Origin of the sequence: Sphingomonas sp. Root710 (genome assembly GCF_001429065.1) — a bacterium.
In the GTDB taxonomy this organism is placed as follows: domain Bacteria; phylum Pseudomonadota; class Alphaproteobacteria; order Sphingomonadales; family Sphingomonadaceae; genus Rhizorhabdus.
On sequence record NZ_LMIB01000001.1, the window covers coordinates 1,141,441 to 1,165,727 of the forward strand.

23 protein-coding genes are annotated in these 24,287 nt (G+C 66.5%); 11 read left to right on the plus strand and 12 right to left on the minus strand.

Features of this window, described 5'->3' with window-relative positions; all coding sequences use genetic code 11:
* Positions 1 to 48: 48 nt before the first annotated feature.
* Both ASE00_RS05335 and ASE00_RS05340 read left to right on the plus strand, forming a co-directional pair.
* On the plus strand, positions 49 to 240 hold the full coding sequence (locus tag ASE00_RS05335) for a hypothetical protein (RefSeq protein ID WP_056378108.1): 192 nt from the start codon (positions 49 to 51) through the stop codon (positions 238 to 240).
* Positions 240 to 548, plus strand: coding sequence for a hypothetical protein (locus ASE00_RS05340; RefSeq protein ID WP_056378109.1), 309 nt, complete (start codon positions 240 to 242; stop codon positions 546 to 548). Before ASE00_RS05335 ends, ASE00_RS05340 begins: the two co-directional genes overlap by 1 nt.
* Positions 549 to 570: 22 nt before the next feature.
* Here ASE00_RS05340 and ASE00_RS05345 read toward each other — a convergent pair whose 3' ends face one another.
* Both ASE00_RS05345 and ASE00_RS05350 read right to left on the minus strand, forming a co-directional pair.
* Complete coding sequence (locus ASE00_RS05345) at positions 571 to 2,154, minus strand: hypothetical protein (protein WP_056378110.1); 1,584 nt, start codon at positions 2,152 to 2,154, stop codon at positions 571 to 573.
* A gap of 94 nt (positions 2,155 to 2,248) precedes the next feature.
* Positions 2,249 to 3,445: a TIGR04063 family PEP-CTERM/XrtA system glycosyltransferase gene (locus ASE00_RS05350; RefSeq protein WP_056378111.1), complete on the minus strand. Its 1,197-nt coding sequence runs from the start codon at positions 3,443 to 3,445 to the stop codon at positions 2,249 to 2,251.
* A 62-nt stretch (positions 3,446 to 3,507) separates the two neighbouring features.
* Between ASE00_RS05350 and ASE00_RS05355 the strand changes: the two genes are divergently transcribed.
* From ASE00_RS05355 to ASE00_RS05370, 4 genes are read left to right on the plus strand one after another with little or no spacing between them, the layout of a single operon-like run.
* The gene (locus tag ASE00_RS05355; RefSeq protein WP_056378112.1) at positions 3,508 to 3,708 is read left to right on the plus strand and encodes a hypothetical protein; all 201 of its coding nucleotides are present in this window, start codon (positions 3,508 to 3,510) and stop codon (positions 3,706 to 3,708) included.
* Positions 3,701 to 5,164, plus strand: coding sequence for a putative O-glycosylation ligase, exosortase A system-associated (locus ASE00_RS05360; RefSeq protein WP_056378113.1), 1,464 nt, complete (start codon positions 3,701 to 3,703; stop codon positions 5,162 to 5,164). The genes ASE00_RS05355 and ASE00_RS05360 overlap by 8 nt, the downstream gene beginning before the upstream one ends.
* 16 nt (positions 5,165 to 5,180) lie before the next feature.
* Complete coding sequence (locus tag ASE00_RS05365) at positions 5,181 to 6,380, plus strand: mechanosensitive ion channel family protein (protein WP_056378114.1); 1,200 nt, start codon at positions 5,181 to 5,183, stop codon at positions 6,378 to 6,380.
* 56 nt (positions 6,381 to 6,436) lie between these two features.
* Positions 6,437 to 6,730, plus strand: coding sequence for a hypothetical protein (locus ASE00_RS05370; RefSeq protein ID WP_056378115.1), 294 nt, complete (start codon positions 6,437 to 6,439; stop codon positions 6,728 to 6,730).
* Here ASE00_RS05370 and ASE00_RS05375 read toward each other — a convergent pair.
* The 4 genes from ASE00_RS05375 to ASE00_RS05390 all read right to left on the minus strand — a co-directional run bounded on the left by ASE00_RS05375 (position 6,727) and on the right by ASE00_RS05390 (position 11,239).
* Positions 6,727 to 8,046, minus strand: coding sequence for an MFS transporter (locus tag ASE00_RS05375; RefSeq protein WP_056378116.1), 1,320 nt, complete (start codon positions 8,044 to 8,046; stop codon positions 6,727 to 6,729). The genes ASE00_RS05370 and ASE00_RS05375 overlap by 4 nt on opposite strands.
* Positions 8,047 to 8,119: 73 nt before the next feature.
* The gene (locus tag ASE00_RS05380) at positions 8,120 to 8,863 is read right to left on the minus strand and encodes an IclR family transcriptional regulator (RefSeq protein ID WP_056379344.1); all 744 of its coding nucleotides are present in this window, start codon (positions 8,861 to 8,863) and stop codon (positions 8,120 to 8,122) included.
* Positions 8,864 to 8,980: 117 nt separating this feature from the next.
* The gene (locus ASE00_RS05385) at positions 8,981 to 9,745 is read right to left on the minus strand and encodes an SDR family NAD(P)-dependent oxidoreductase (RefSeq protein ID WP_056378117.1); all 765 of its coding nucleotides are present in this window, start codon (positions 9,743 to 9,745) and stop codon (positions 8,981 to 8,983) included.
* Between the two features lie 12 nt (positions 9,746 to 9,757).
* Complete coding sequence (locus ASE00_RS05390; protein ID WP_056378118.1) at positions 9,758 to 11,239, minus strand: aldehyde dehydrogenase; 1,482 nt, start codon at positions 11,237 to 11,239, stop codon at positions 9,758 to 9,760.
* 85 nt (positions 11,240 to 11,324) lie between these two features.
* Between ASE00_RS05390 and ASE00_RS05395 the strand changes: the two genes are divergently transcribed.
* Positions 11,325 to 12,524 carry a CaiB/BaiF CoA transferase family protein gene (locus ASE00_RS05395; RefSeq protein ID WP_056378119.1) on the plus strand — a complete coding sequence of 400 codons (1,200 nt, stop codon included), beginning with the start codon at positions 11,325 to 11,327 and terminating at the stop codon, positions 12,522 to 12,524.
* A gap of 7 nt (positions 12,525 to 12,531) precedes the next feature.
* On the opposite strand, the gene proC is transcribed toward ASE00_RS05395, so the two are convergent.
* Together proC and ASE00_RS05405 are read right to left on the minus strand one after the other, a co-directional pair.
* Entirely contained in the window at positions 12,532 to 13,308 is a 777-nt protein-coding gene (gene proC, locus ASE00_RS05400; protein WP_056378120.1) for a pyrroline-5-carboxylate reductase, read from the minus strand.
* Positions 13,305 to 13,925 carry an FMN-binding negative transcriptional regulator gene (locus tag ASE00_RS05405; RefSeq protein ID WP_056378121.1) on the minus strand — a complete coding sequence of 207 codons (621 nt, stop codon included), beginning with the start codon at positions 13,923 to 13,925 and terminating at the stop codon, positions 13,305 to 13,307. The genes proC and ASE00_RS05405 overlap by 4 nt, the downstream gene beginning before the upstream one ends.
* 164 nt (positions 13,926 to 14,089) lie before the next feature.
* Between ASE00_RS05405 and ASE00_RS05410 the strand changes: the two genes are divergently transcribed.
* The 4 genes from ASE00_RS05410 to ASE00_RS05425 all read left to right on the plus strand — a co-directional run bounded on the left by ASE00_RS05410 (position 14,090) and on the right by ASE00_RS05425 (position 18,664).
* Entirely contained in the window at positions 14,090 to 15,553 is a 1,464-nt protein-coding gene (locus tag ASE00_RS05410; protein WP_056378122.1) for a PLP-dependent aminotransferase family protein, read from the plus strand.
* Between the two features lie 140 nt (positions 15,554 to 15,693).
* On the plus strand, positions 15,694 to 16,773 hold the full coding sequence (locus ASE00_RS05415) for a PepSY-associated TM helix domain-containing protein (RefSeq protein WP_056378123.1): 1,080 nt from the start codon (positions 15,694 to 15,696) through the stop codon (positions 16,771 to 16,773).
* Positions 16,774 to 16,834: 61 nt separating this feature from the next.
* Positions 16,835 to 17,968, plus strand: a complete 1,134-nt coding sequence (locus ASE00_RS05420; RefSeq protein ID WP_082594470.1) for a carbohydrate porin — start codon at positions 16,835 to 16,837, stop codon at positions 17,966 to 17,968.
* 42 nt (positions 17,969 to 18,010) lie between these two features.
* The gene (locus tag ASE00_RS05425; protein WP_162256409.1) at positions 18,011 to 18,664 is read left to right on the plus strand and encodes a DUF4198 domain-containing protein; all 654 of its coding nucleotides are present in this window, start codon (positions 18,011 to 18,013) and stop codon (positions 18,662 to 18,664) included.
* A gap of 23 nt (positions 18,665 to 18,687) precedes the next feature.
* Here the strand turns inward: ASE00_RS05425 and ASE00_RS05430 are convergent, their stop codons facing one another.
* The 4 genes from ASE00_RS05430 to ASE00_RS05445 are packed head-to-tail and all read right to left on the minus strand — an operon-like array spanning position 18,688 to position 24,080.
* Positions 18,688 to 20,097 carry an amidase gene (locus ASE00_RS05430; RefSeq protein WP_056378125.1) on the minus strand — a complete coding sequence of 470 codons (1,410 nt, stop codon included), beginning with the start codon at positions 20,095 to 20,097 and terminating at the stop codon, positions 18,688 to 18,690.
* Entirely contained in the window at positions 20,094 to 21,362 is a 1,269-nt protein-coding gene (locus tag ASE00_RS05435; RefSeq protein ID WP_056378126.1) for a purine-cytosine permease family protein, read from the minus strand. Before ASE00_RS05435 ends, ASE00_RS05430 begins: the two co-directional genes overlap by 4 nt.
* Entirely contained in the window at positions 21,359 to 22,462 is a 1,104-nt protein-coding gene (locus tag ASE00_RS05440; protein ID WP_056378127.1) for a DUF917 domain-containing protein, read from the minus strand. Before ASE00_RS05440 ends, ASE00_RS05435 begins: the two co-directional genes overlap by 4 nt.
* Positions 22,452 to 24,080: a hydantoinase/oxoprolinase N-terminal domain-containing protein gene (locus tag ASE00_RS05445; protein WP_056378128.1), complete on the minus strand. Its 1,629-nt coding sequence runs from the start codon at positions 24,078 to 24,080 to the stop codon at positions 22,452 to 22,454. Before ASE00_RS05445 ends, ASE00_RS05440 begins: the two co-directional genes overlap by 11 nt.
* Between the last annotated feature and the right edge of the window lie 207 nt (positions 24,081 to 24,287).

Consider the following 24,287-nt stretch of genomic DNA (forward strand, 5'->3'; position numbering starts at 1 on the left):
TCAAAAAAGAACATATAGCGAACACATGAGTCGAGGAGGACAAGGACCATGCATTTGCTATCGACCATCGAGCGCTATCTGCGGGAGAGCGGCGTGACCGCCTCGCGCTTCGGGCGTGACGCGGTGGGCGATCCGTGTTTCGTCACGATGCTGCGCCGGGGCCGCGAACCGCGCGACGCGACCGTCAAGCGGGTCGCCGCCTATCTGAGCGACCACCCCCACGCGCCCGGGCAGCGCTGATGGCGGATGCTGTCAAGGCTATCGCCGGGCGAATCCGGCGGCGATGCGGCGCTCTCGCCGATCTTTCGCTTGAAGGAAGCGACAGCGCTTCATGGCAAAGCCTGCTGTTCGACGGCGGACGGCACCGGATCGAAATCCGCCTGGGTGGAGACCGTGTCGATGCGGCGATCGAGGCCTTGTCCGCCGAGATCGCGGCGCCCGAGTTCGAGATTCCCGGCCATCTGATCGCGGAGATCAGCATAATCGGGATAGATCGCGAAGCCGGTGACGCCGTAGTCCGGCTCGACGCTCTGACGATTCGGGCCTGAGCGGCGGGAAGCCCCCTAACCGTCAGCGTTTCACCATGCTGCGCAGCAGATCCAGCGTCACATGCAGGGGCTGGTCGAGCATGCCGTCATTGCGCGCCGCGGTTTCCGGCGTTTGCAGCGCGATCGTCGGCACGGCGACCGGCGCGGGCTCCGGTGCAGGCGGCTGCGCTATCGAAGGCGCGATGGTGAAGACCGGCGCGGGCTCAGCCGGCGGCGGCGTGTAAGCCGGTATGACGGGCGGGACGTCCGGCATCCGCGCGGCATATGCAACGGGCGGCTCGACCGGCGCCTCCGGTCTGAACGCCGGCGCTGGTACGGGATGCGCCGCCGGAGCGGCCACGGGCGCGGCGACGGGGGCCGCAGGCTTGACCGGAGCGGAAACCGCCGTCGCGGCAGCCGCGGCCGCAGCCCGCCGCCGCTCGAGCCCGCGCTCCAGCCGAACGAGCAACTCCTCGAGACGCGCCTTGTCGAAACCGCTTTCCGAAGGCCCCCTGGCAGGCGCGGATTCCCGAGCCGGAGCATGCGTTGGCGCGGGCATGGGGGGAGCAACCGGAGCCACTACGGGATCGGGCGCAGCCGGCGCGGGCTCGACCGCAGCCAGGACCGGTGTGATGAAGGGGGCCGGCGCAACCGGCGGTTCGAACGCGGCCGGTGGCGGCGTCAGCGGTTCGAGCGGCGGGGCAGCAAATGTTTCCCGAGGGGCAGGAAAAGCCGGCGGCTGTGGCGGCTCGGCCTCATTCTGGGACACTGGCGTCAGTGCGGGCGGAACCGGCAAAGGCGGTATCACAGCAGGCTGAGGCTCGACGGGCACTGGAGCATTCACCGGATGGCTGGCCTCGAAACCCGGCTGCCCGCCATCGGGCCGGGCCCCGGGTACGGGCAGCCAGCCCGTCGGGGCCGGCGCACGCTGCTCCGGAGCGCCAGCCTGGGGCGCTGGCGCACCGGTGATGAAGTCGAGCGGGGGCCAGGATGCAACCGGCGCCGCGCCGGAGGCGTCTGGGTCTGGGCTACCCCAGCCTCCACCCAAGGGTAGCTGGCCGAGCGGTGGAACCACCGGCTGAAGCGGCGGGGCGGAGCCACCAACGCCGGGCAAAATCTGACCGAACGGATTGAGCGGCGGTTCGCCCCCGCCAAAGGGCGTGGCAGGCTTCGGAGGATCGCCGATGTCGGTGCGCGCCGAGAGCGGACGGCGCGTGTCGCCAGCCGGCGACGGCGTCCATTCAGGCACCGGCAGCGAAACCGGCGAGACGAGGTCGAGCGGATCGGTTGGACGAAAGCTGTCGCCATCCTCGTCTTCATATTCGTCTTCGCGCGGCTTGATCAGCCTGTTCAGACCCGCCCGGCCGAACAGCAGCCAATCGACCAGAACCCAGCCGATGCCCGATGTGAGGATGCCGGCCAACACCGCCAGCAAGCTCCTGTCGCTTGGCGAGATAGGCGGTTCGGCCTGGACCATCAGTTTCGACAGGCGGGTGAAGGTGGTCACCGTCTCGAGCATACGGACGGGCACCGCAAGGACGAACAGCCCCGCCGCGACCCCCAGCAGCAACGCCAGCAGGATGCCCAAAATCAGGCTGGATCGCCGCCGCGTGTCCTTCTGCACCATCGGTAAGCCCATATTCGACAATCTATCGCCTTATATTACGGCAAAATTTGGATTCTCTTTGATCCGTTATAGGATCAGAACAATTTCCGTCCGCCTAACGAGCCAGCAGCCGCTCATAGACCGGGCGGTAGCGCGCGACATTGACGCCCCAGTTACGCTCGCGTTCCACGAAGGCGCGCGCGACGCTACGGCGCTCGTCCCAATGGGCGCGATCGTCGAGCAGTGCGGTCAGTGCGTCGGCGATGGCCCCCGGATCGTCAGGGGCGAACAGGGTCCCGGTCACGCCGTCCTCGATCAGTTCGCGATGTCCACCGACGTTCGATGCCGTGACAAGCCGCCGCTGCGCCATCGCTTCGAGCGGTTTCAGCGGGGTCACCAGATCGGTCAGTCGCATCGCCTTGCGTGGATAGCAGAGAATATCCGTAAGACTATAATAACGCTCGACTTCCTGATGCGGAACACGACCGACGAAGCGGATATTGCCCGCGGCCGGCGACGCCGCCGCCTGGGCGCGAAGGGCAGTCTCCATCGGCCCGCCCCCGACCAGGAGCAGCGCCGCTTTCGGACGGCGCGCGACCAGCATCGACATCGCCGCGATCAGGTCGTCGAGGCCTTCATAATCGTAGAAGGAGCCGATGAAGCCGATGACGTCGGCATCCTCCAGCCCAAGCGCGCTGGCCAGCGCGCGATCCGGCGGCGGCGGTTCCCCGAACAGGTCGAGGTCGACGCCGTTGGGGGACACCATGATCTTGTCCGCGGCGATGCCCCGCGCGACGAGATCGGATCGCAGCCCCTCGCAAATCACCGCCACCGCGTCGGCGCGGCGGACGATGTGGGTTTCGAGCATTCGGGTGATCCGATAGACCGCCGATCCCGCCCGCCCAGTGCCGTTGCCGACCGCCGCATCCTCCCAGAAGGCGCGGATCTCATAGACGAAAGGAATATTCAGCCGCCGCGCGGCGCGCAGCCCGGCGAGGCCTACCAACGCCGGACTATGGGCATGGATGATGTCGGGCCGCCAAGCGGCCGCAACCTCAGCCACACGCCGGGTAAGCGCCCGCACTTCGCGCCACTCGCCGACCGGCGTCCGCGCAGGCTTGACCGGCGGGGTACGGTGGAAGATCAATCCCTCTTCCTCCGCCGGATCGGGCGCGGTCGCATTGTAACGCGGTCCGGTCACCCCGCGCACCTCCCAGCCCATCGCGATCTGCGATTTGAGGATCGCCCGGGTACGAAAAGTATAGCCGCTGTGAATGGGCAGGCTATGATCGAGGACGTGGAGGATCTTCATGTGCGCCGAACGCGCATGAAGAGGCTTTGATTGTCAACCGGATTCAACTCGGGGCTGCGCCGATGATAGACACGCTATCGCTGTTGCTGGCGCACTTCCTGCTCGGTTTCGTCGCCATCAAGCTGATGCTCCATCCCGATCTGAACGTCGAGCCGATCCAGTCGGGACGCCATTTCAAACAGATCCTGCCCAAGAAGCAGCAGCCCCCGAAACGCGCCGGAGTCGAAACCGGTGAAGCCAGGCCCGGCTCGAACCGTGCGTGACCTTTTCCTCATCGGTTTCATGGTGATGATCACCGTGCTTGGCTTCCGCCGGCCGTTCCTGTTCCTGTGCGCCTATATCTATGTCGACATCGTCTCGCCGCAGCGCCTGTCCTATTATCTGCTGAGCTCGGTTCCGGTCTCGCTGATCTTCTTCACCGCTTCCTTTCTCGGCTGGGCGATCAACGACGACAAGACGTTGAGCAAGCCGACGCCCCGGCAGGTGATGATGGTGCTGCTGCTACTGCTCTGCGGTTTCACGACGTTGACCGCCGATCACCCCGACGCCGCCTATGAAAAATGGGACTGGGTCTGGAAGGCGCTGGTCTTCGCGATATTCATGCCGATGACGCTTTATACCCGCGTCCGCATCGAAGGCATATTGCTGTTCATGCTGCTCTGTATCTCGTCGATCGCCGTGGTGGGCGGAGCGAAGACGCTGGCGGGCGGTGGCGGCTATGGCACGCTCAACCTGATGGTCGCCAACAACAGCGGCATGTATGAGAGCAGTACGATCTCGGCCTTCGCGATCTGCTCGATTCCGCTGATCCTTTACATGTCGAAATATTCGACGATCGTGCCGCCGTCGATCTTCGCGCGCCTTTACTGGTACGCGCTGGCCTTCGCCTGCCTGCTGATCCCGATCGGTACGCAGACGCGCACGGGCCTGCTCTGCATCGTCCTGATGGCTCTCATGGAACTGCGCGCCGCGCGGCGGCGGATGCTGTATCTCGGCATCATGGCCGGCATCGTCATCGCCGGTATTCCCTTCCTGCCGAAAAGCTACACCGAGCGGATGGACACGATCGGCACCTATAAGGCCGACGCCTCGGCCGCTACCCGCATCGCGGTGTGGAAATGGACGATCGATTATGCCAGCCGCAATCCGCTGGGCGGCGGGTTCAATGCCTATATCGGTAACAAGCTCGAAATCGACATGAGCTACAAGACCGCCGACGGCACGCTGGTCAAGGTGATCGGCTATGACGTCGGCCGCTCCTTCCACAACGCCTATTTCGAGATGCTGGGTGAACAGGGCTATCCGGGGCTCGCCCTGTTCCTCATGATCCACTTGATCGGCATATTCCGCATGGAGGTCATCCGACGAACCTACGCGAAGCATGAAGGGGACAATAAATGGGTCGCGCCGCTGGCCGGCGCGCTTCAGAACGCGCATCTGATCTACATGCTCGGCAGCTCGTTCGTAGGCATCGCCTTCCAGCCCTTCATCTATTTCATCGTCGCCGTGGAAATCGGCTTCGACCGCTATGTTCAAACCTATGTCAAGAAACGCGCTTGGAATCCGTTTCGCAAACGCAAGCGCGACATCGAGGCCGAACCCGAACATCAACCTGACGGCAAGGAACAGCCCGAAGACGCCGATGTCGCCGAACCCGTGCCCTCCATGGCGGAACGCCGCCGCACCCAGCCCCGTTGGGGCTCTGTAAGCCAGAAATGAGAGTTCGAGTCACCGCATGAACAAGACCGGCAACGCAGCCGACATCGACAACGGCAATGCTCCGCTGATCCAGTCGGCAGCCGACATCCAGCTGTTCTGGGATCAGACCTTCGCCTGGATTTCCAGCCATTATTTCAACATCGCGATCGCCTGTGCGGCGGGGGCGGTCATCATCGCGCTGCTCTATGGCCTGCGCATGCTGGGGGCGCGCCTGTGCCGCCGCCAGCATCTCGGCCACTGGCCGCGCATCGTCGGCCGCGCGATCACGCGGACCAACCTGTTCTTCATCGTCATGCTCTCCGCCCGGATCGTCAGCGGCTATGCGCAGCCGCCCGCGATGGTGAACGACACGATCCGATTCCTGTTCATCGTCGCCACCGCGATCCAGGCGGCCCTCTGGGTGCGCGAGCTGATCATCGGCATCGTCGAGCATCGCGCCGGAGACGAGGAGGGCGGCGCATCGACGCTGGCATCGGCGATCGGGATCATCCGCCTCTTGGTGACGTCGGTCTGCTTCATCGTCGCGATGCTCGTCATCCTCGACAATGTCGGCGTCAACATCACCGGCCTCGTCGCCAGCCTCGGCATCGGCGGCATCGCCATCGGCCTTGCCGCGCAGGGCATCTTTTCCGACCTGTTCGCCAGCCTTGCAATCATCTTCGACCGGCCGTTCCGCCGCGGCGACACCGTCAAATGGGACCAGACGACCGGTACCGTCGAGGCGATCGGCATGAAGACGACACGCGTCCGCGCCACGACGGGCGAGGAGGTGGTGATCTCGAACACCAATCTGCTGAACAAGGAGTTGCACAACCTCGCCCACACGATGCGGCGCCGTGCGACCTTGATGATCGGCGTCACCTATCAGACGCCGCCCGCGCTCTGCCGCCGCATTCCCGACATCGTGAAGGAGATCGTGACCCGACAGGACAAGAGCGCTTTCCTCCATTGCTGCATGGTCAATCTCGGCGCTTCGAGCTTGGACTATGAGCTGGTCTTCGACGTGATCGACGAGGATGGCGAGGTGTTCAACCATGTCCGACACGAAGTGTGCATCACCCTGCTAGAGCGGTTCGCGGCGGAGGGGATCGACTTCGCCTATCTCACGCAGACGACCTTCACCGCGGCGCCGGACGGCACGATGGTGATGCCCTATCCCACCGACGCGTCGGCCAAGCCGGCGAAGGCGAGAGCGTCCCGCAAACCCGCCGTCTGACGGAACCTTCGCCGCACGCATGCGCTGTGCTTCGGGTCTTGCCGGAGGAGTTCCCCATGCGAAATCTTATGCTTGCCGCCGTAGCCGCGGCATCCATCACCCTCGCCGGATGCGGCGGCAAGGGGGATGATAAACTGGGCGATCAGGCGGAGAAGGCCGCCGATAACCGCGCCGATGCGCTTGACGCAGCCGCCGACACCATGACCGGCACCGCCAAGGACGCGACCGAAGCACAGGCAGACGCCGTCCGTGCGGCGGGCGATGCCAAGGAAAAGGCGATCGACGATGCCGATGTCAACGCCGACGCGATGAGCAACGCGCAGAAGAAGGCGATCATCGAGGGTAATTAACCCGCCGGCTGTTCCTGTTCGCGCACCGCCGGGAGCAGGAACAGCATCGCCGCGGCGATCAGCGCTCCCGCTCCCATCGTCATCGAGACGGTCAGGAGGCTCCCGCCCCCGGCGAACAGGGCGCCCGCGACAACCGGCCCGAGCGCCGATCCGCCCCGGCCCATACCGATCACGAAACCGGTTCCGCTCGCCCGCAATGCCGCGGGATAGGTTCCGGCGAGGATCGGATAGAGGCCGACCACGCCCGCATTGATGAAAAAGGCCGCCACCCCGGCGATGACCGTCAGGCGGGTCAGATCACCGCTGCCCAGGCCGAATAGGCTGATCACGACGAAACCCAGCAGCATCGCGCCGATCACCAGCGGCCGGACGCTGAAACGCTGCGCCGCGATGCCGATCAGGATCGCACCGGAAAGATTGCCGATATTGGCGCCGACCAGCACCCGGCTGGCCGATGCCGCATCGAAGCCCATGTCGACGACGATCTTCGGTATCCATTTGACGACATAGTAGAACAGCATGATCTGCGCGAAATAGGCGACCGTCAGCAACAGCGTGGCGCGGCCATATTCCCCGGACAGAAGCGTGCGGAACGACGGACGCTCGACTTTGGCGGCCGGCGCGGGAAGCTCGTCGAGCGGCGCATGGCGCAGCCGGGCGAGGATGGTGTTGATCCGCTCCAGCGCCCCGGCCGGACGGCGCGCGAGCAGTGAGCCGATCGATTCGGGCAGTAAGAAGAAGGCAAGCGGTAGCGCCACGAGCGTCACGATCCCGCCAAAATGGAATAGCGCGCGCCAGCTATGCCCCGCTTCGAGCAACGCCGCCGCGGCGAGCCCGCCCAGGATCGCCCCGGTCGAATAGCCCGCGATGTTGAGCGCGACGTTGAGATTGCGGCGGCGATCGTTCGAATATTCGGCCACCATAGCGCTGGTGCACGCGATCATGCCGCCGATGCCGAGTCCGGTGATCACGCGGGTCACGCATAGCATCACCAATCCGTTAGCCGCCGTCGCGCAAAACATGCCCGCCGCCATGACCGTCAGGCAACCGAGGATCACGGGCCGCCGCCCGATCCGATCGGCCAGGTTGCCGATCAGCACCGACCCCGCCGCCATGCCGAACAATTCCATCGACAGCACGATCCCGAGCGCGGCCTTGTCCATCCCCCACTCCTGGGCGATGCCCGGGGCGGCGAAGCTGATCGCCAGCACGTCGAAGCCATCGAGCGCGTTGAGGGCGATGCACAGCGCCACGACCATGATCTGCAGCCGGCGCATCGGCGCGGCCGCCAGCAACGTCCCGATATCCTCGCGCATATCCCTCTCTCCCAACGACCAGCGGGCCGTGCTCAACGAGTCGGCCGGTTCTTGTTCCAACGATGGATGACGGTCAGTTCGCCGCTATATCCAGCCGCAGCCCCGCGAGGTGCGCCGCCACCGTGGCAGCCATGGTGGGCCGCTGCTCCAGACAGCGCGACTTCGGGCCGACGACCACGATCGACAGGCGCCGTTCCCGCCACGGGATCGGCAAGGCGACGCCCGCCAGATCGGGCGTATATTCCGAATTGCTCTGGTGATAGCCGCGCGCCGCCGCCTCGGCGAGATCGGCCTCGACGCGCTCGACCGACATCGGCGCGGTCGGAGAATAGGGTTTGAAGTCGATCTTGCGGTACAGGCTGTCGCGTTCCTCGGCGCTCATCTGCGCCAGCAGCGCGCGCCCCGCCGAACTGGCGTGGATCGGCACCCGATCGCCGACCCGCGCGAAATAGCGCACCGGCTGGAGCGATTCCTCGACATCGACGAACATCGCATCGACCCCCGCTGGGGCGACGAGCGCGGTCGTCTCGCCTGTCGCGGCGGCGACGTCCTGTACAAGCCGGTGCAGTTCGGCGGGCAATGGCTCGGCGCGCGCCACCTTCTCGGCCAGGACCAGCCAGCGGGGGCTCGGATAATAATTCCCCCGCCCGCGCGGCTCGTAGAGATAGCCCTTCGCCGCCAGCGTTCCGACCAGCTTGAAGGTGCTCGACCGTGGCCAGCCGAGATCGTCGGCAATCTCCGCGGCATTGGCCGGGCGGAGCCGCTCCGCGAAATATTCCAGGATCTGCAATGCATTGGCGGCTTGGCGCACTAACATGGGAGCGATCACCAGATTCGAGGAAACAGGGCCGCGCGCGAGGCGGCACATCGCGATATGACGCAAGCGGTCCGCCCGGAAAAGCCTTGTCGAAAGGAATCGGGCGGCCGCACATCGTCAGCGCGCCGTGAAGCCGCCGTCGACCGGTAGCGCGACGCCGGTGACGAAGCTCGCTTCGTCAGAGGCGAGCCACAGCGCAGCGTCGGCGACCTCGCCCGCCTTGACCAGGCGGCCCATCGGCACGTTGGCCATCAGCTTGGCCTCGTTGGCCGCGGCCTCCGCCGGATCGCCACTGCGGCCGGTGAAACCCACTTTCATCGGCGTATCGGCCAGACCGGGACAGACGACGTTAACGCGGATATTGTCGGGCGCCAGCGCCAGCGCCAGCGACTTGGTGAGCCCCACCACGCCCCATTTGGCGGCGGAGTAGATCGGGCTCATCATCGACCCCACCAGGCCGGATACCGACGCGGTGAAGATGATCGATCCGCCGCCACGCCTGCGCATATGCTGCGCGACCTGCCCCGCGCCGAGCGTCGCCGAGGTGATGTTGAGCGCGATCGCCTTGTCATAGGCGGCCATGTCGAGATTCTCGACCGACGCTGGGCCCGGCATGCCGGCGTGCGCCCAGAGGATGTCCGCGCCGCCGAGCGCCGCGACCGCCTGATCGATGCTGTCGCGCGCGCCCTCCGGCGTGCTCAGATCGGCGACGATCGGGACGACCTTGTCCGCCCCGATCTCCGCCACGAGCGCGTCGAGCGCCGCGCCGTTGAAGTCGATCGCGGCGACCCGCGCGCCTTCGCGCACGAACCGCTCGACCCCGGCGCGGCCCATGCCCGATGCCGCGGCGGTCACGATCGCCAGCTTGCCCTGAAGCCGCATGAAATTCTCTCCTCAGTTCGCGTAGGGATTGGGGAAGGTGCCGGTGGTCGAGACGATGGTGGTCTTCGTCTCGAGGAAGGGGTCGAGCCCTTCGATCCCGTTCTCCCGGCCCCAGCCGCTGGCCTTGACGCCGCCATAGGGGGTCGACCAGCGGATGTAGCGATAAGTATTGACCCAGACCATGCCGGCCTCGATCCGCGCGGCGACGCGATGAGCGCGGCCGGTGTCGCGGGTCCAGAGGCCAGCGGCCAAGCCGTAGCTAGTGCCGTTCGCGATCGCGACCGCCTCATCCTCGCCATCGAACGGGATGAGCGATGCGACCGGCCCGAAAATCTCCTCCTGCGCGATCCGCATGTCTGGAGATACATTGGCGAAGACGGTCGGCTCGACGAAATAGCCCCCCGCCATGCCGTCGCGCTCGATCCGAGAACCGCCGGCGGCGAGTTCCGCGCCCTGCTGCTTGCCGATATCGATATAGGACAGCGTCTTTTCGAGCTGCTGGAGATGCGCCTGCGGCCCCATATGGGTCGCCGGGTCGAGCGGCATGCCGACGCGGACATGGCCCGCGCGTTCGCGGAACGCCTCGACCACCCGATCATATATCGGGCGCTCTACCAGCACGCGGCTGCCCAGCGCGCAGGTCTGTCCGCACAGTGCCCAGGCCGAGCCGGTGGCGGCGTTCAGCGCGTTTTCCAGGTCGGCATCGGCAAAGATGATGTGCGGCGCCTTGCCGCCCAGTTCGAAGGTGCAGCGCGTCAGCGTGTCCGCGCCCGCCTTGAGGATCGCCTTCGCCGTGGAGCCCTCCCCGGTGAAGCTGATCTTCGCGACGTCGGGGTGCTCGACCAGCCGCGCTCCGGCAACCGGGCCATCGCCGGGAACGACGTTGACCACGCCCGGCGGGAAGCCCGCCTCCTCGAACAGATGCGCGAGCGCGAGCGACGACGCGGGCGTGGTCTCGGCGGGCTTGAGGACGACCGTGCAGCCCGCCGCGAGCGCGGGCCCCAGCTTCCAGGCGGCACCCATCAGCGGTACGTTCCACGGCATGATCGCGCCGACGACGCCGATCGGCAAACGCGAGGTGAAGGCATGGACGCTGTCGTCCATCGGAATGGTACGCCCGCCGAGCTTGTCGGCCAACGAGGCGAACCAATGATAATATTGGGAATGGATGCCGATGTCGGCGCGCGATTCCCGGATTGCGCGGCCGTTGTCGGTCACCTCGACGCGCGCGAGATCATCGACCCGGGTGGCGTAGAGATCGGCGAACTTGCGCAACAGCGCCGCGCGCTCCCATGGCGGCATCCTGCGCCAAGGCCCCTCGAACGCGGCCTTCGCCGCAGCGACAGCGCGATCGATATCCCCGCGACCGCCATAAGCGACATCCCCCCATGGCTGGCCGGTCGATGGATCGATGCTGGGGCGCACCCCGCCATCGATCGGTTCGACCCACTCGCCTCCGATGAACAGACGGTCGAATCGGAACGGTGCAGCCATCGGCTCATGCCTTTCAATTTCTATTCGTGTACATTATTGTCTCCATATAGAAATTAATGTCAACATCCTCACGGGAGGGCAAAGCGTGGTTCCGCTGCTGAAAGGCGTGAAGGTCATCGAAATCGGGGCCGTGGTACTCGGCCCCTATGTCGGCCAGATGCTCGCCGACATGGGGGCGGAAATCATCAAGGTGGAGGCGCTGGAAGGCGACATCGCACGCTATGCGCATCCCCAGGGCGCCGGTGGCGGCTCACTGTTCCTGAGCAACAATCGCAACAAGCGGATGCTGGCGATAGACCTCAAGCGCCCGGAGGGTCAGGCGGCCATCGCGAAGCTGATCGAGCGCAGCGACGTCTTTTTCCATAATATGCGCGCCGACGCGGCGGAGCGGCTCGGCATCGGCTTCGACACGGTCAGCGCGATCAAGCCGGACATCATCTATTGCGCGGCGATCGGCTTCGGCCAGCGGGGCCGCTATCGCGACCGCCCCGCCTTCGACGACATCATCCAGGCGGCGAGCGGTCTGGCCGGGCTGTCGGCGATGAAGGGCGGCGAGCCGCAGTTCATGCCAACGATCATCGCCGACAAGGTCGCGGCGCTGCACGCCCTCTACGCCATTCTTGCCGCTTTGGTGGCGCGTGCGCGGGGCCAGGTTGGGCCGATCCGCATCGAAGCGCCGATGTTCGAGGTGATGACCGCCTTCCTGCTCAACGAACATCTCGCCGGGGCGACATTCGCCGATGATGGCGCGGTCGGCTATCCGCGCCTATTGTCACCCGACCGCCGTCCGCACCGCACCGCGGACGGCTGGATCGCGGTGCTGCCCTATACGAAGGACCAGTGGCAGCGCTTCCTGGGCGAGATCAACCGCGCCGACATTTGCGAAGAGGAGTGGTTCCGCAATCCCAACACCCGGCAGGCGCATATCGGCCAGCTTTATCAGCTGCTCTCGGCCAGCCTGGCCGGGCGCACCACCGATGCCTGGATCGAGGCCCTGTCCGCTCTCGACATCCCCTGCTCGCGCATCGCGACGCCCGCCGAACTGCTCGACGATCCGCATCTGGAAGAGATCGGCTTCTTCAACGTTCCCGAAGGCTATCCTGACGGCATTGCCCGATCGCTGCCGCAGCCGGTCCTGTTCGACGGGATAGCGCCCCTGCCCGATACCGCGCCGCGCGCACTCGGTGCCGACAGCCGCGCGATCCTCGCGGATTGCGGCTATGACGATGCGGCGATCGATACGCTGATCGACGCCGGCGTGATCAGGACCGCCGGCGAGGACTGAGCGCGACCTATCCGGCGAGTTCGCGCGAGCGGTGTGCCGCTGCCGCGACCACATCGCCGGCCAGCCGATCAATCGCGCCATCGGCGTCCATCACCGCCAGCCCGGCGGCGGTCGTCCCGCCCGGACTCGTCACCTGCACCCGCAGCGCCGACAGCGGCGCATCGTCCCGCCCCGCAAGTGCGGCTGAGCCGGTGAAGGTCGCGCGCGCCAGCCGCATAGCGAGATCGGAGGACAGGCCCGCAGCCTCCCCCGCCCTCGCCAGCGCCTCGGTGAAGCGGAAGAAATAAGCCGGGCCGCTGCCCGACACGGCAGTCACCGCGTCGAGATCGCCCTCTTCGTCGAGCCATACCAGCGCACCGGTCGCCGCGATCAGCTGACCGACCGTCTCGACATCGGCGGCGCTGACCCCCGCGCCCGGCACCGCTGCGGTGATGCCCGCGCCGATCGCCGCAGGCGTGTTCGGCATGGTGCGGACGATCCGTCCGTTGCCACCCAGCGCGCCTTGCAAGCCCGCGAGCGTCACGCCCGCCATGATCGACAGCACCAGCGCGCCACGCTCGGCAAGCGGCCGCAGCATCGGCGCGACCGATGCGAAAACCTGCGGCTTGACCGCGAGCACCAGGATGAGATCATCGGGCAGTTTCGCCGGATCAATCATATCGAGCCGTTCCGTGCCTTCGGGCGGCTCGGCCACCGGATCGTGGACCAGCACGCGTTCGCGCCCGATCCAGCCCTTTGCCATCGCCGAGCCCATGCGGCCGCAGCCGACCAGCAGGATCGTCATGCACCTTTCCTCCCGTTGAACCGGTCCATCCAGTGCAGCATGGCCGGGTCGCGGGTCGTAGCACGGATGCCGCGATAATCCACCGCCGCCTCGTCCTGGCCGAGCTTGAACTTGCCCCGCACCGAGACCACTCGCGCGCGGAAGCCGATGATCGCCCCGAGCAGGCCGGGGTAGCGGTCGCCCAGTTCCGCGGCGTTCCAGGGCTCCGCCCGGTCGCATTCGACCGCGTCGATCAGCACGTCGAGCGCTTCCGGGGTCTCGTCCGGCGTGAATTCGATCTCGGCGCGGATGCGGAGCTGGGTATAGTTCCAGGTCGGGCCCCAGTTGCGGCGTCCCACCTGATCGGGCGAGACATAGGCCTGCGGCCCCTGAAACAGGATCAGCGCGCGTGGATCGGCGGCAAGCGCGGCGTGCAGCGGGTTGCGGCGCGCCATATGGCCGATCAACTCGACCAGCGCGCCATCCGCGCCATAGACGCCGATCAGCGGCAAAAGGCTGGATTCGTCGCCATCACCGCCCTGTGCGACCACCCATGCCAGCGGATAGTCGCCGATCAGGGCGCGCACATCGTCATGCGAATGGCGCTCGAAAGGGTTTTGTGCCTGTGGGTCGGTCACGTTCGATGTGTCCCTATGGTTTGCGCCCTTTTTTCAGCGCCGATGTCTGACGGCAAACCCCAATTACGGAAAACATGCGGGTCCAGTCACCGCCTTGCCGCGCCTGGTCGCCGCTTATACACTGGACCATCCATTCGTTCGAAACATGGTTATGGAGGGGGCCAATGCTGCGGCCATGGCAGATCAGCCTGAGCGAACGCATCGACCCGGCGGGGAACGTCCCGATCTATATGCAGATCATCCAGGCGCTGATCCGCGACATCGAGCGGCAGCGGCTGGTGTCCGGCACCTATTTGCCCAGCAGCCGCCAGCTCGCCGCGTTGCTGGGGGTGAACCGCAAGACGGTCGTGCTCGCCTATGAGGATCTGATCGCGCAGGGCTGGCTGACCTCCGCCGGCACGCGCGGCACGATGGTATCGGCCTCGCTGCCCACGCCCGCACCCAAAGCCGCGGAGCCGGCCGCCGTCGCACCCGGCGTCGATCCGGCGATCCATTATAGCTATGCCAGGCCTCCCGAGCATCCGCTGGCGCTACCCGAGGGGCCCGGCCTGAAACTCGATGAAGGCGCGCCCGACGGGCGGCTGTTTCCGGCCGAACTGCTCAGCCGCGCCTACCGCGCCGCCGCCCACCGTGCATCGCGCACCAACGGTTTCCAATATCGCGATCCTCGCGGTTCACCGCTGCTGCGCGAGAGCATCGCGGCGATGCTGCGCAGCCAGCGCGGCCTCACCGTCGCCGCGGCGAACATCTGCATCACCCGGGGCAGTCAGAACGGCATCTTCGTCGCGGGCCAGATACTGCTGCGGCCCGGCGATACCGTGATCGTCGAGGAGCTGACCTATGAACCCGCGGTCGCCGCCTTCCGCGCGCTGGGCGCGAAGATCGTGCCGGTTCCGCTCGACGGCGACGGCATCGACGTGGCCGCGGTCGAGCAGGTCTGCCGCCGGCAACCGATCCGCGCGCTGTTCGTCACGCCGCACCATCAATTTCCGACGACGGTGTCGCTGCGGCCCGAACGCCGCCTCAAGCTCCTCGATCTGGCGCGCCAATATGGCTTTGCGATCATCGAGGATGATTATGATCATGAGTTTCACTTCCAGTCCCAGCCGCTGCTGCCGATGGCCGCCTATGCGCCGGGCCAGGTTCTCTATGTCGGATCGCTGTCGAAGCTGCTGCTGCCCGCCTTGCGTATCGGCTATGTCGCGGCGCCCGAGCCGGTGATCGACGCGCTGGCGCACGCCGTCTCGCTGACCGATGGCATGGGCAACAGCCTGACCGAGGATGTCGCGTCCGAACTTATCGAGAGCGGCGAATTGCGCCGCCATGCGCGCAAGGTATGGCGCATCTATGCCCAGCGGCGCACGGCCTTCGCGGCGGAAATGGACCGCAGTCTCGCGGGGATCGCCGATTACCGGCTGCCCGATGGCGGCCTTGCCTTCTGGTTGCGTTTCCGGGGCGATCTCACCGCGCTGGAGGCGCGCGCGGCGGCAATGGGGCTGCGCTTCGCACGGTCGCGATCCTTCATGGCGTCGCAAGACGCGCCGCGTGGCCTCAGGATCGGTTTCGCCAGCCTGACCGAGGAGGAAGGCCGCACGGCGATAGCCGCGCTCGCCAGCGCGGCGCACTGATCGCTACTGGCCCCCTCAATCTTTTGCAAATTGGATGTTTCCCGGTCCATCCATCGTCGACCAGCCTGCGACCATGAACAGGAGCGCTGCATGATTCCGATCCGCCATGCTCTCGCCAACGCAAACGCCGTGGCGATGTCGTGACGACGGGGGCGCCGCCGCTACGCGCGAAGATCGTCAAGCTGCACCGCTGGCTCGGTCTGGCGGCGGCGGCCTTCTGGCTGCTCCAGGCGATCACCGGCACGATGATCGTCTTCCACTGGGAAATCCGCGACGCGGCGATCAGCGACCTGCACCGCCCAACCGACCCGGCCGGCATCGAGCGCCGCCTGAACCGATTCGCGCCGCCCGGGACGAAGGCGGCGGTCGATTCGATGTGGACGACCGCCGGCCTGCCCGACCGCTACGACGTCTTTTTCACCGATGCAGCGGGTGCGAACCGCTCGGCACGCATCGCGGGCGACGGCACCATCCTGCGCGGCCCCGACGAACCATCAGGCGGAATCCTCGATATAGCGGTCGGGCTGCATCATAATCTGCTGGCGGGCACGACCGGCGACTGGATCGTCGGCGTGACCGGGCTGCTGCTGGTCAGCAACCTGATTGCCGGATCGATGGCGGCGTGGCCGCGCAACGCACCCTGGAAAAGCGTGGTGAGACCGATCAACCGCGGCCCGAGTGCCGCACGGCTTTTCAGCTGGCACCGCGCGATCGGCCTGTGGCTGGTCGTGCCTGCGCTGGTGCTGGCGGTGACCGGCACGCTCCTCAAATTCCCCGATGGCGTTGCCAATCTGGCCGGCGCCGATACGCCGTCCATGCCACCAGTACCTGCGCATGGCGCGCCGGTCGGCGTGGGCCGGGCGATCGAAACGGCCTTTGCGACGCTGCCCGGCAGCATGCTCGTCTCGGTCGGCTTCCCGACCGCCCAAGACGCGACCTACACGATAGGATTGCAGACCCCGCAGGAAATGCGCCGCGCCTATGGCGCCAGCCGTGTCCTGGTCGACGCCAATGACGGGCGGGTGCGGGGCAGCTTCCCGATCGTGAAAGCATCGTTCGCGACGCGCGCCTTCAATGCGCTCGTCCCGATACACACCGGACGCGTGGCAGGGCTCGGGGGCCGCCTGCTCATATTCGCGATCGGTATCTGGCTGATCGCGATGATCATCACCGGCCTGCTGCTTTGGCATCGGCGTCGCAAGAAAAGGACTTTCGCGTGACTCGATACCTGTGCAACCGGTTCAACCGGGTCCGCCTCAACCCGATGCCGGGCGTCTGACGATGCTGACGGAACTCCTCGCCGCGACCGTGATTGCCGCTACCGCGCCCGGCCCGCACGCCCATGCCCACACCCATGCGGGTCATGAGATCAACGAGATGCAGGGCCCGGTCCTGCTCGAAACGACCTATACGGGCGAGGTGATGTCGGTCGCCGACGGCGGGCTGCGGCGGGGCACGCGCTACCTCGACAATCTCGACATCGTGCTCGAAGCCGACCTCGCGGCGCTGACCGGATGGCGTGGCGCGGAACTGCACATCTACGGCCTGTACAATAACGGCAGGTCGATCTCGGACCTTGCCGGCGATGCGCAGGCAGTGAGCAATATCGAGACAGGCAAGCGGAAGCTGCGGCTGTACGAAGCCTGGATCGATCAGAGGTTCGGCGAGCATGTCTCGCTCAAGGCCGGGCGGTACGATCTGAATTCGGAGTTCGACAGTCTCGAGACCGCAGGCCTGTTCGTCGGCAGCGCGCACGGCATCGGCACCGACATCGCCCAGACCGGCCTCAACGGCCCATCGATCTTTCCGGAGACTTCGCTCGCCGCGCGGCTGGAGGTGAAGCCCGCCCAAGGCTGGGCGCTGCGCACCGCCATTCTCGACGGGGCACCCGGCATTGGCGGCGATCATGGCGCATTGCTGATCGGGGAAGCCGAAGCGCCCATGCTCGGCGGGCGGCTGCTGCTCGGCCATTGGCGCTACACGGCGCGTTTCGACGACCATGGCGGCGGACGGCGGCGCGGCAATGCCGGCGTCTATCTGCGCGGCGAAGCGCCGATCGGCTCCGGCCCGACGGGCGAGTTGGCCGGGTTCTTCCGAGTCGGCACCGCCAGCGGCAAGCTGAACATGTTCGATCGCTTCGCCAGCGCGGGCCTGAAGCTCACCAGCCCATGGGCAGAGGAGGACGAACTGGGCCTCGCCTTCGCCACCGCCTTCACCGCGCGCGACTATCGCGCGGCCTTTGGCGGCGGCAAGTCCGAGACCGCGGTCGAACTGACCTATCGGACGCCGCTCGCCGACTGGTTCACGATCCAGCCGCATGTCCAATATGTCCGCCACCCCGGCGCAGATCCGACGATCGGCGACGCGATCGTCCTGGGGATGCGCTTCGAAGCCAGCTTCCGCCTGATTAACTGAGCCGGTGGTCCGGCCTTGAAACTGCACCTTGGGAGAATGATGATGACGAGATTAGCCAGGATCTTCCTAGCCGGGGCAGCCGCCCTGACCTTGGCCGGCACCGCCTCCGCCCATGCCATATGGCTTGAACGCGACAATGCGGGCCCCGTACGGATATATCTGGACGAGATCGCCCCCAAGGAGAAGGAGGAGGATCAGACCCACCGGCTGAAGACGTCGGTCGTCTTCACCGCCGATCCTGCCCGCCCAGCCGCGCTCATCCGCAAGGAACAGGACAGGCATTTCGTCGCATCGGTTGCGGACAAGGGCGATGTCCGGCTCCGCAACGACCAGGTGTTCGCGCCATGGACCGACGGCGGCGTCCGCCACGGCAACATCTTCTATGCGCGTGCGGGCCGCAACGACACTGCGCCGAAGCTAGATTTCGAGCTTGTCCCGGTCGAGAGCGGCGGCCGCCAGTTCACGCTGCTGCTCCGCGGCAAGCCGGTTGCCAATGCGGCGGTGTCGGTCTTCTCGCCGCAGCGCGTGGAGACGAAGCTGACCACCGACGCGGCAGGCCGCGTCACCGTGCCTGCCACGGAGAAGGGTCGCTACATCATCGAAGCCAGCGCCAATGAGGAGCGTGCGGCCAAGAGCTTCGGCGAGGATGTCGCGCGGCTCGTCCACGTGACCACGCTCAGCTACGTCGAGAGCTAAGGGCTGCGCGAAGGCCGCCTCGATCAGGCGGCCTTCGCGTGGCTCGCGATCACAGGCGGCCGGCGCGCGGCCCAGGGCCTAGCCTCTTCGAGCTGCACGCCGAGCGCCAGCAACAGATTGTCCGCGCCCTGGCGCGACCAGAACATCGAACCCGCCGGCACGCCCTCGGCGGCCTCGAACAGCGGCAGCGAAAGGCCTGGAAATCCGCCCATATTCTGCAATTGGGTGTAGTTCACATGGCGGAAATGGTCGCGCCACAGCGCCGCGAAGTCACGATCCGGAGCGAGCACGCCGAGCAGCGGCGCGATGCCGCTGGTGACCGGCGACAGCACCACGTCATAGTTCTGCCAGAAGGCTTCGAGCCGCCGATGGAGCAAGCCGGGTTGCTCGAGCGCCGTGGCAAGATCCTCGGGCGTCATCGCATCGCGCCGCGCCGCCAACCCCAGCGTCCACGGTTCGAGCAACCCCTCGCCATCGGGGCCACGCACGCCGCCATAAAGGTCGGCGACCTCTCCCCCGCCATAGCTCCACAGCACGTCGAAGGCGCGGCTAAGCGCCGCATGATCGATCGGCAATTCGCGATGATCGACATGATGGCCCAGCGTCTCACAGAGCTCTGCCGTGCGCTCTATTACCTTGGCGATATCGGGATCGGGCATCTCCCCGTCCAGCCCGCGCAGGCTGACCGCGATCCGCATCGGCGGTGCGGCTTCAATCGGCGCGGGCGGCTGACGGCGCAACAGCCGCGCCGCCCAGATGGTGTCGCGCATCGACCGGCCATAGAGCGCGTCGGAAGTGAGGAAATCGTCGACGAGGCTCGATGCCCGCGCGCGCAGGTTCCAGTTACGGCTGGGCTTGAAGCCGACGATCCCGCAATGTGAAGCGGGAATACGGATCGATCCGCCGCCGTCGCTGCCAGTAGCGAAGGGGACCATGCCGGTCGCGACCGCGACGGCGGCCCCGGCGCTCGATCCCCCGCTGCTGCGGTCGAGGTTCCAGGGATTGCGCGTCGGCCCATAGACCAGCGCCTCCCCTGCCCCCAGCAAGCCGAATTCGGGCATGGTCGACATGCCGCAGGGAATCAATCCTGCCTCGTCGAGCCGGCGCGAGAATGGGAATTGCCGCTTCGCGACCGCGTCGCGCCGCGTGCGAGAGCCCGAGACGACGGGGAATCCAGGATATTCCATCGACGCCTTGAGCAGATAAGGCACGCCCGCCATCGGGGCCATGCGGTCAACCTTGCGTGCCGCCTTGCGGGCATGGTCGAAGGCGCGGTGGCTGACCGCGTTGACGATCGGATCGACCGCCTCGATCCGCTTGATCGCGGCTTCGACCAATGCATGAGGCGGCACCACCCCGCGCTGGACCAGGCTTGCCTGGGCATGGGCGTCGAGGTCGGCGATTTCGCCATGCGAACCGATTTCGGCCGTCATCGCCGCACCGCCCGCAGCCAGAGGAAATAGACGATCGCGGCGATGATCGTCGCATCGAGCGTCGGCACCGTCGTCAGGCTGAGCCCCGCCCATTCGGCGAGCAGCGCGATCGCGACCGACCCGATCCAGGTGCCGAGCGCGGGCCAATGCACGGCGGGAAGGTCGCGGATCGACTCCGCCGCATCGGCCTCCCGGAACTTCGTGAAGCCGTCGATCACGTAGATCGCGGCGATCGGCGGGATGATCAGTCCCAGGAACAGCAGGAAGGGGATGAAGGCATCGATGATGTGCATCAACGCAAAGGCACCGCCGATGAAGCCGCCGACGATGGTGAACACCCAGGGCCGCACCGACGGGAAGGTAGCCGATACCGACAGGCTGGCCGAATAGAGATTCGAGCCGTTGATCGTCCAGCAGGACAGCACCAGCATCGCCAGCGCGGGCAGGCCCAGGCCGAAGCGCACGACGAGCGCGATGATGTCGACCTCGTTGGTCGCCAGCGCGGTCAGTGCCGCGACGACCGCAAGGATGGGAGCCGCTACCGGAAAGGACAGCAGCATTGCGACCACCGCGCTGCGCGAAGTGCGGATGTAACGCGAGAGATCGGGCATCGCCGCCACCGCCAGCATGTTGCCGCCGATCAGCGCCGACAGCGCTATGCCGAAGCTCATTGGCACCGGCGGCACGGGGGCCGGCGCGGTGACCACTCCACCCGTCTGCACCGCATAATAGCAGAGAAGGACGAGGATGATGCCGAGGAACGGCACGGCGATGAGTGCCAGCCGGTCGAGCATCTTGAAGCCGAAGATCGTCGATACCGTCATCAGCACGCTGCCAAAGATCACGAAGGTCGTGAAATCGCCCTGGACGCCATAGACGCGCGCCACTGCGGCGGCCATGGCGCTGCCAAAGAAGGATACGTTGACGCCGAACCAGCCATAATGGACCGCGGCGATCACAAGATTGACCACCGTCGCGCCCTGCCGCCCGAAGGATCGCTGCACCAGCAGATAGGTGGTGAGCCGCGACCGCACGCTGATGATCGAGGTCAGGCATCCGCCGGCGCACAGGATGATCCCGGCCAGCAGCGAGGCGAGCACTGAATCCCGAAAGCCCAGCGCCATGCCGGTCTGCGCACCGCTGAGGAAGGATGGCAACGCGATCGAGAAGCTGGCGATGATCAGCGCGACGCGCCAGCCGGGAACCGACTGGTCATCCGGAACAGGCGTGGTGGCATATTGGCTGATGCCGCTGCCCCCGCTCATGCGGTCTTCCAGCCGTTGAGATCCTCGATCGGAACATAGGCGTCGGTGAAGCCAAACGCTTCCGGCCCGACCAGCGCAAGCGCCCGTTCCTCACGCAGCATCGCCGGGGCCGCCGCCCCCACCACCTTGACCCGCTGGCCATATTTCAACCGCTCGGTGGTGATGCTGTCGGCAGTTTCACGGTCCATCACCGTGATCAGGTCGGGCACCATCGCGCAGACCGCGCCGTCACGACGGGCAAGGAGATTCTCATTCTGGAAGATCAGCTCCATGCGCCCACCTGCTTCGAAACTTTCGATCACCACCCGGCCTACCGAAAAGCCGTCGCGGGTCTCCCGCTCCAGATCGACGATCTTGCCGTCGAATAACACCCCGGCAAAGGGATAGAGGCCCGATCGGCGCAAAGCCGCGAACAGCGCCTCGAACGGATCCTCGCCGCTCGTCCGCGCCGTCCGGATCGCTGCGCCGACCGCGATCGCGGCGGACACGCTGCCGCGGATGGCATGGTCCTTCGCCTGGCGGCCGCTGAGCGGATATTCGACCATATGGGCGATGCCCCCCAACGCTACGGCCAAGCTGCGCGCGATCCGCTCATGGGTCATGTTGTTGGGCGTCTCGATCACCGTCAGCGCCCCGCAGGCGGCGGTCAGCACCGATGGGCAGGCGGAGAGGCCCCGGATGTTGAAGATAGCCATCTGCGATTCCGGAAAGGCGCGGCCCATGCCGTCGGCGTCGACGATCGGCACGCCGAGATGCGCGGCCGCGGCCAGCGGCGCGAGGCCATTGCCGCCGCCGATCTCGATCGGCAGCACCGCATCGACGCGGCGGCCCATGATCTCCTCCAGCCGCCGCAGCCCGGCGATCACCTCACTGCCGTTGGGCAGCTTCTCCACCGAGACCGTGGGCGCGCCGATCCAGCCGCACGGCACGACGAGAGCGTCGTCGGGCAGCGCGTCGAGCGTGGTAAGCTCGAAGCGGACGCCACGCGCCAGCTCGGCCTCCCCTACCAATTGTCCGTAATAGGGGTCTCCGCCGCCACCGGATCCGAGGAACGCCGCGCCGCGGGCGAGATCGGCCAGCGCCGCGCGATCAATGGTCATGATGTGCATAAAGGCCTTGGCTGGAATCGACATTGGCCGGCTTCGCGCCGGCGAGGTCGCCGACGGCCCGGACGCGGACCTGGGCGGCGCGCCCGGGAAGATAGCTCAGGAACACCTCGTCCACCTCGACGAGCTGAACCGTGTCGGCATCGCCGCCCGCGGCGATCACCTTGCCGCGCGCCTCGTCGCGCAACCGGTCGAGCGCGGCGTCGCGCGGGACGCTGTCATAATCGACGATCCGCTCGACCTGCGCGCCGACCTGGCCGATCGCAGCGCCCACGGCATTGGCGACGGCGGCATGGGGCGGCCGGACGACCTCCGCCACCCCTTTCAGCCCCTCGGGAATGAGGAAACTGCCGCCGCCGACCGCAAGCACGGCGACATCGCCACGCGCGGTCTTGATACGGTCGACGCCCTCTTCGAGCATCGCGCGGAACCGTTCGCGCACTGCCAGCAGCACCTGTGCACTGAATACAGGCAAGCGATAGCGATCACCGAAGCTGACGTCGCCAGACGCCAGCGCGATGTCACTGGCGGTCAGCGTCCGGCCACCGAACAGCATGCCTTCCTCGATCAGGCGGAAGGCGACCGAGTCCGGCCCGACCCGAAGGTTGCCGGGAGCGAGCGCCTCGTCCTCATAATGCGCGGGATCGAGGTGGATGCGGGTACCGCCGCCAAGACCGATCGCCAGGATATCGGGCATGCGAAAATTGGTTCGGACGCCGCCGATATCCACAGAGATCGATGATTCACGCGGGAAGCCCCCGGCGAGCACGCCGATATCGGTGGTGGTGCCGCCGACATCCATGACGATCGCATCGCTGATCCCCGCGAGGAACGCGGCGCCCCGCATGCTGTTGGTAGGGCCCGACCCGATCGTCAGCACCGGATAGGCCGCCGCCTGTGCCGCCGAGATCAGCGTGCCGTCATTCTGCGAGATATAGAGCGGCGCGGAAATGCCGATATCCGCCAGCGCGCGTTCGAAGGACGAAACCACTTTGCCAGCCAGCGTCGTCAGCGCGGCGTTGAGGATGGCGGCATTCTCCCGCTCGATGAAGCCGATCCGGCCGATCTGGCTCGACAGGCTGATGACCGCGTGCGGATGCTCACGGCGCACCACCGCGGCCGCGCGCTCCTCCATGCTCGCGTTGATCGGCGCAAAGGCGCAGCTGATCGCGATGCAATCGATGCTTTCGCTGCGCAACGTTCGCGCCGCCGCCGCGACCCTGGCTTCGTCGAACGGCGATATCTCGCGCCCATCGACCTCATAGCCGCCGGGGAGAAGAAAGACGTGACTACCGACCGTTTCGGTCAGTTCCTCGGGCCAGCCGGTGAGCGGCGGGAGCGCCTCGCCCGATGGGCTGGCGAGCCGCAATATCCCGACCTGGTCGATCGCCTGGCGCTGGACCAGCGCATTGGTGAAATGGGTGGTGCCGATCATGACGACGTCGATCGCGTCGGGGCGGACCTTGCCCTGATCGAGCACCGCGCCGATCGCAGCGACCACGCCTGCATTCACATCGGCGGTGGTGGGCTGCTTGGTCCAGGCGACCACCGTGCGGCCGTCCATCAGCACCGCATCGGTGTTGGTCCCCCCAACGTCCACGCCGATCCGCACTGCCCCTCACTCCAAATATCATCTTCGAACACTGTCGAGCTAAAGGCCGCGAGGTCTTTCGGGCAACGCGTAAAACGGGGCGCAGTCAGCGCTAATGGGTAAGCCATTACCCGGTTTTGGGTAATGGCCGCCCCGCGCTTGAGAAGGCGTCGCCACTGGCATAGGCTCATGGCGATAATTGACGCGACAGAAGGATATGGTCGCCTC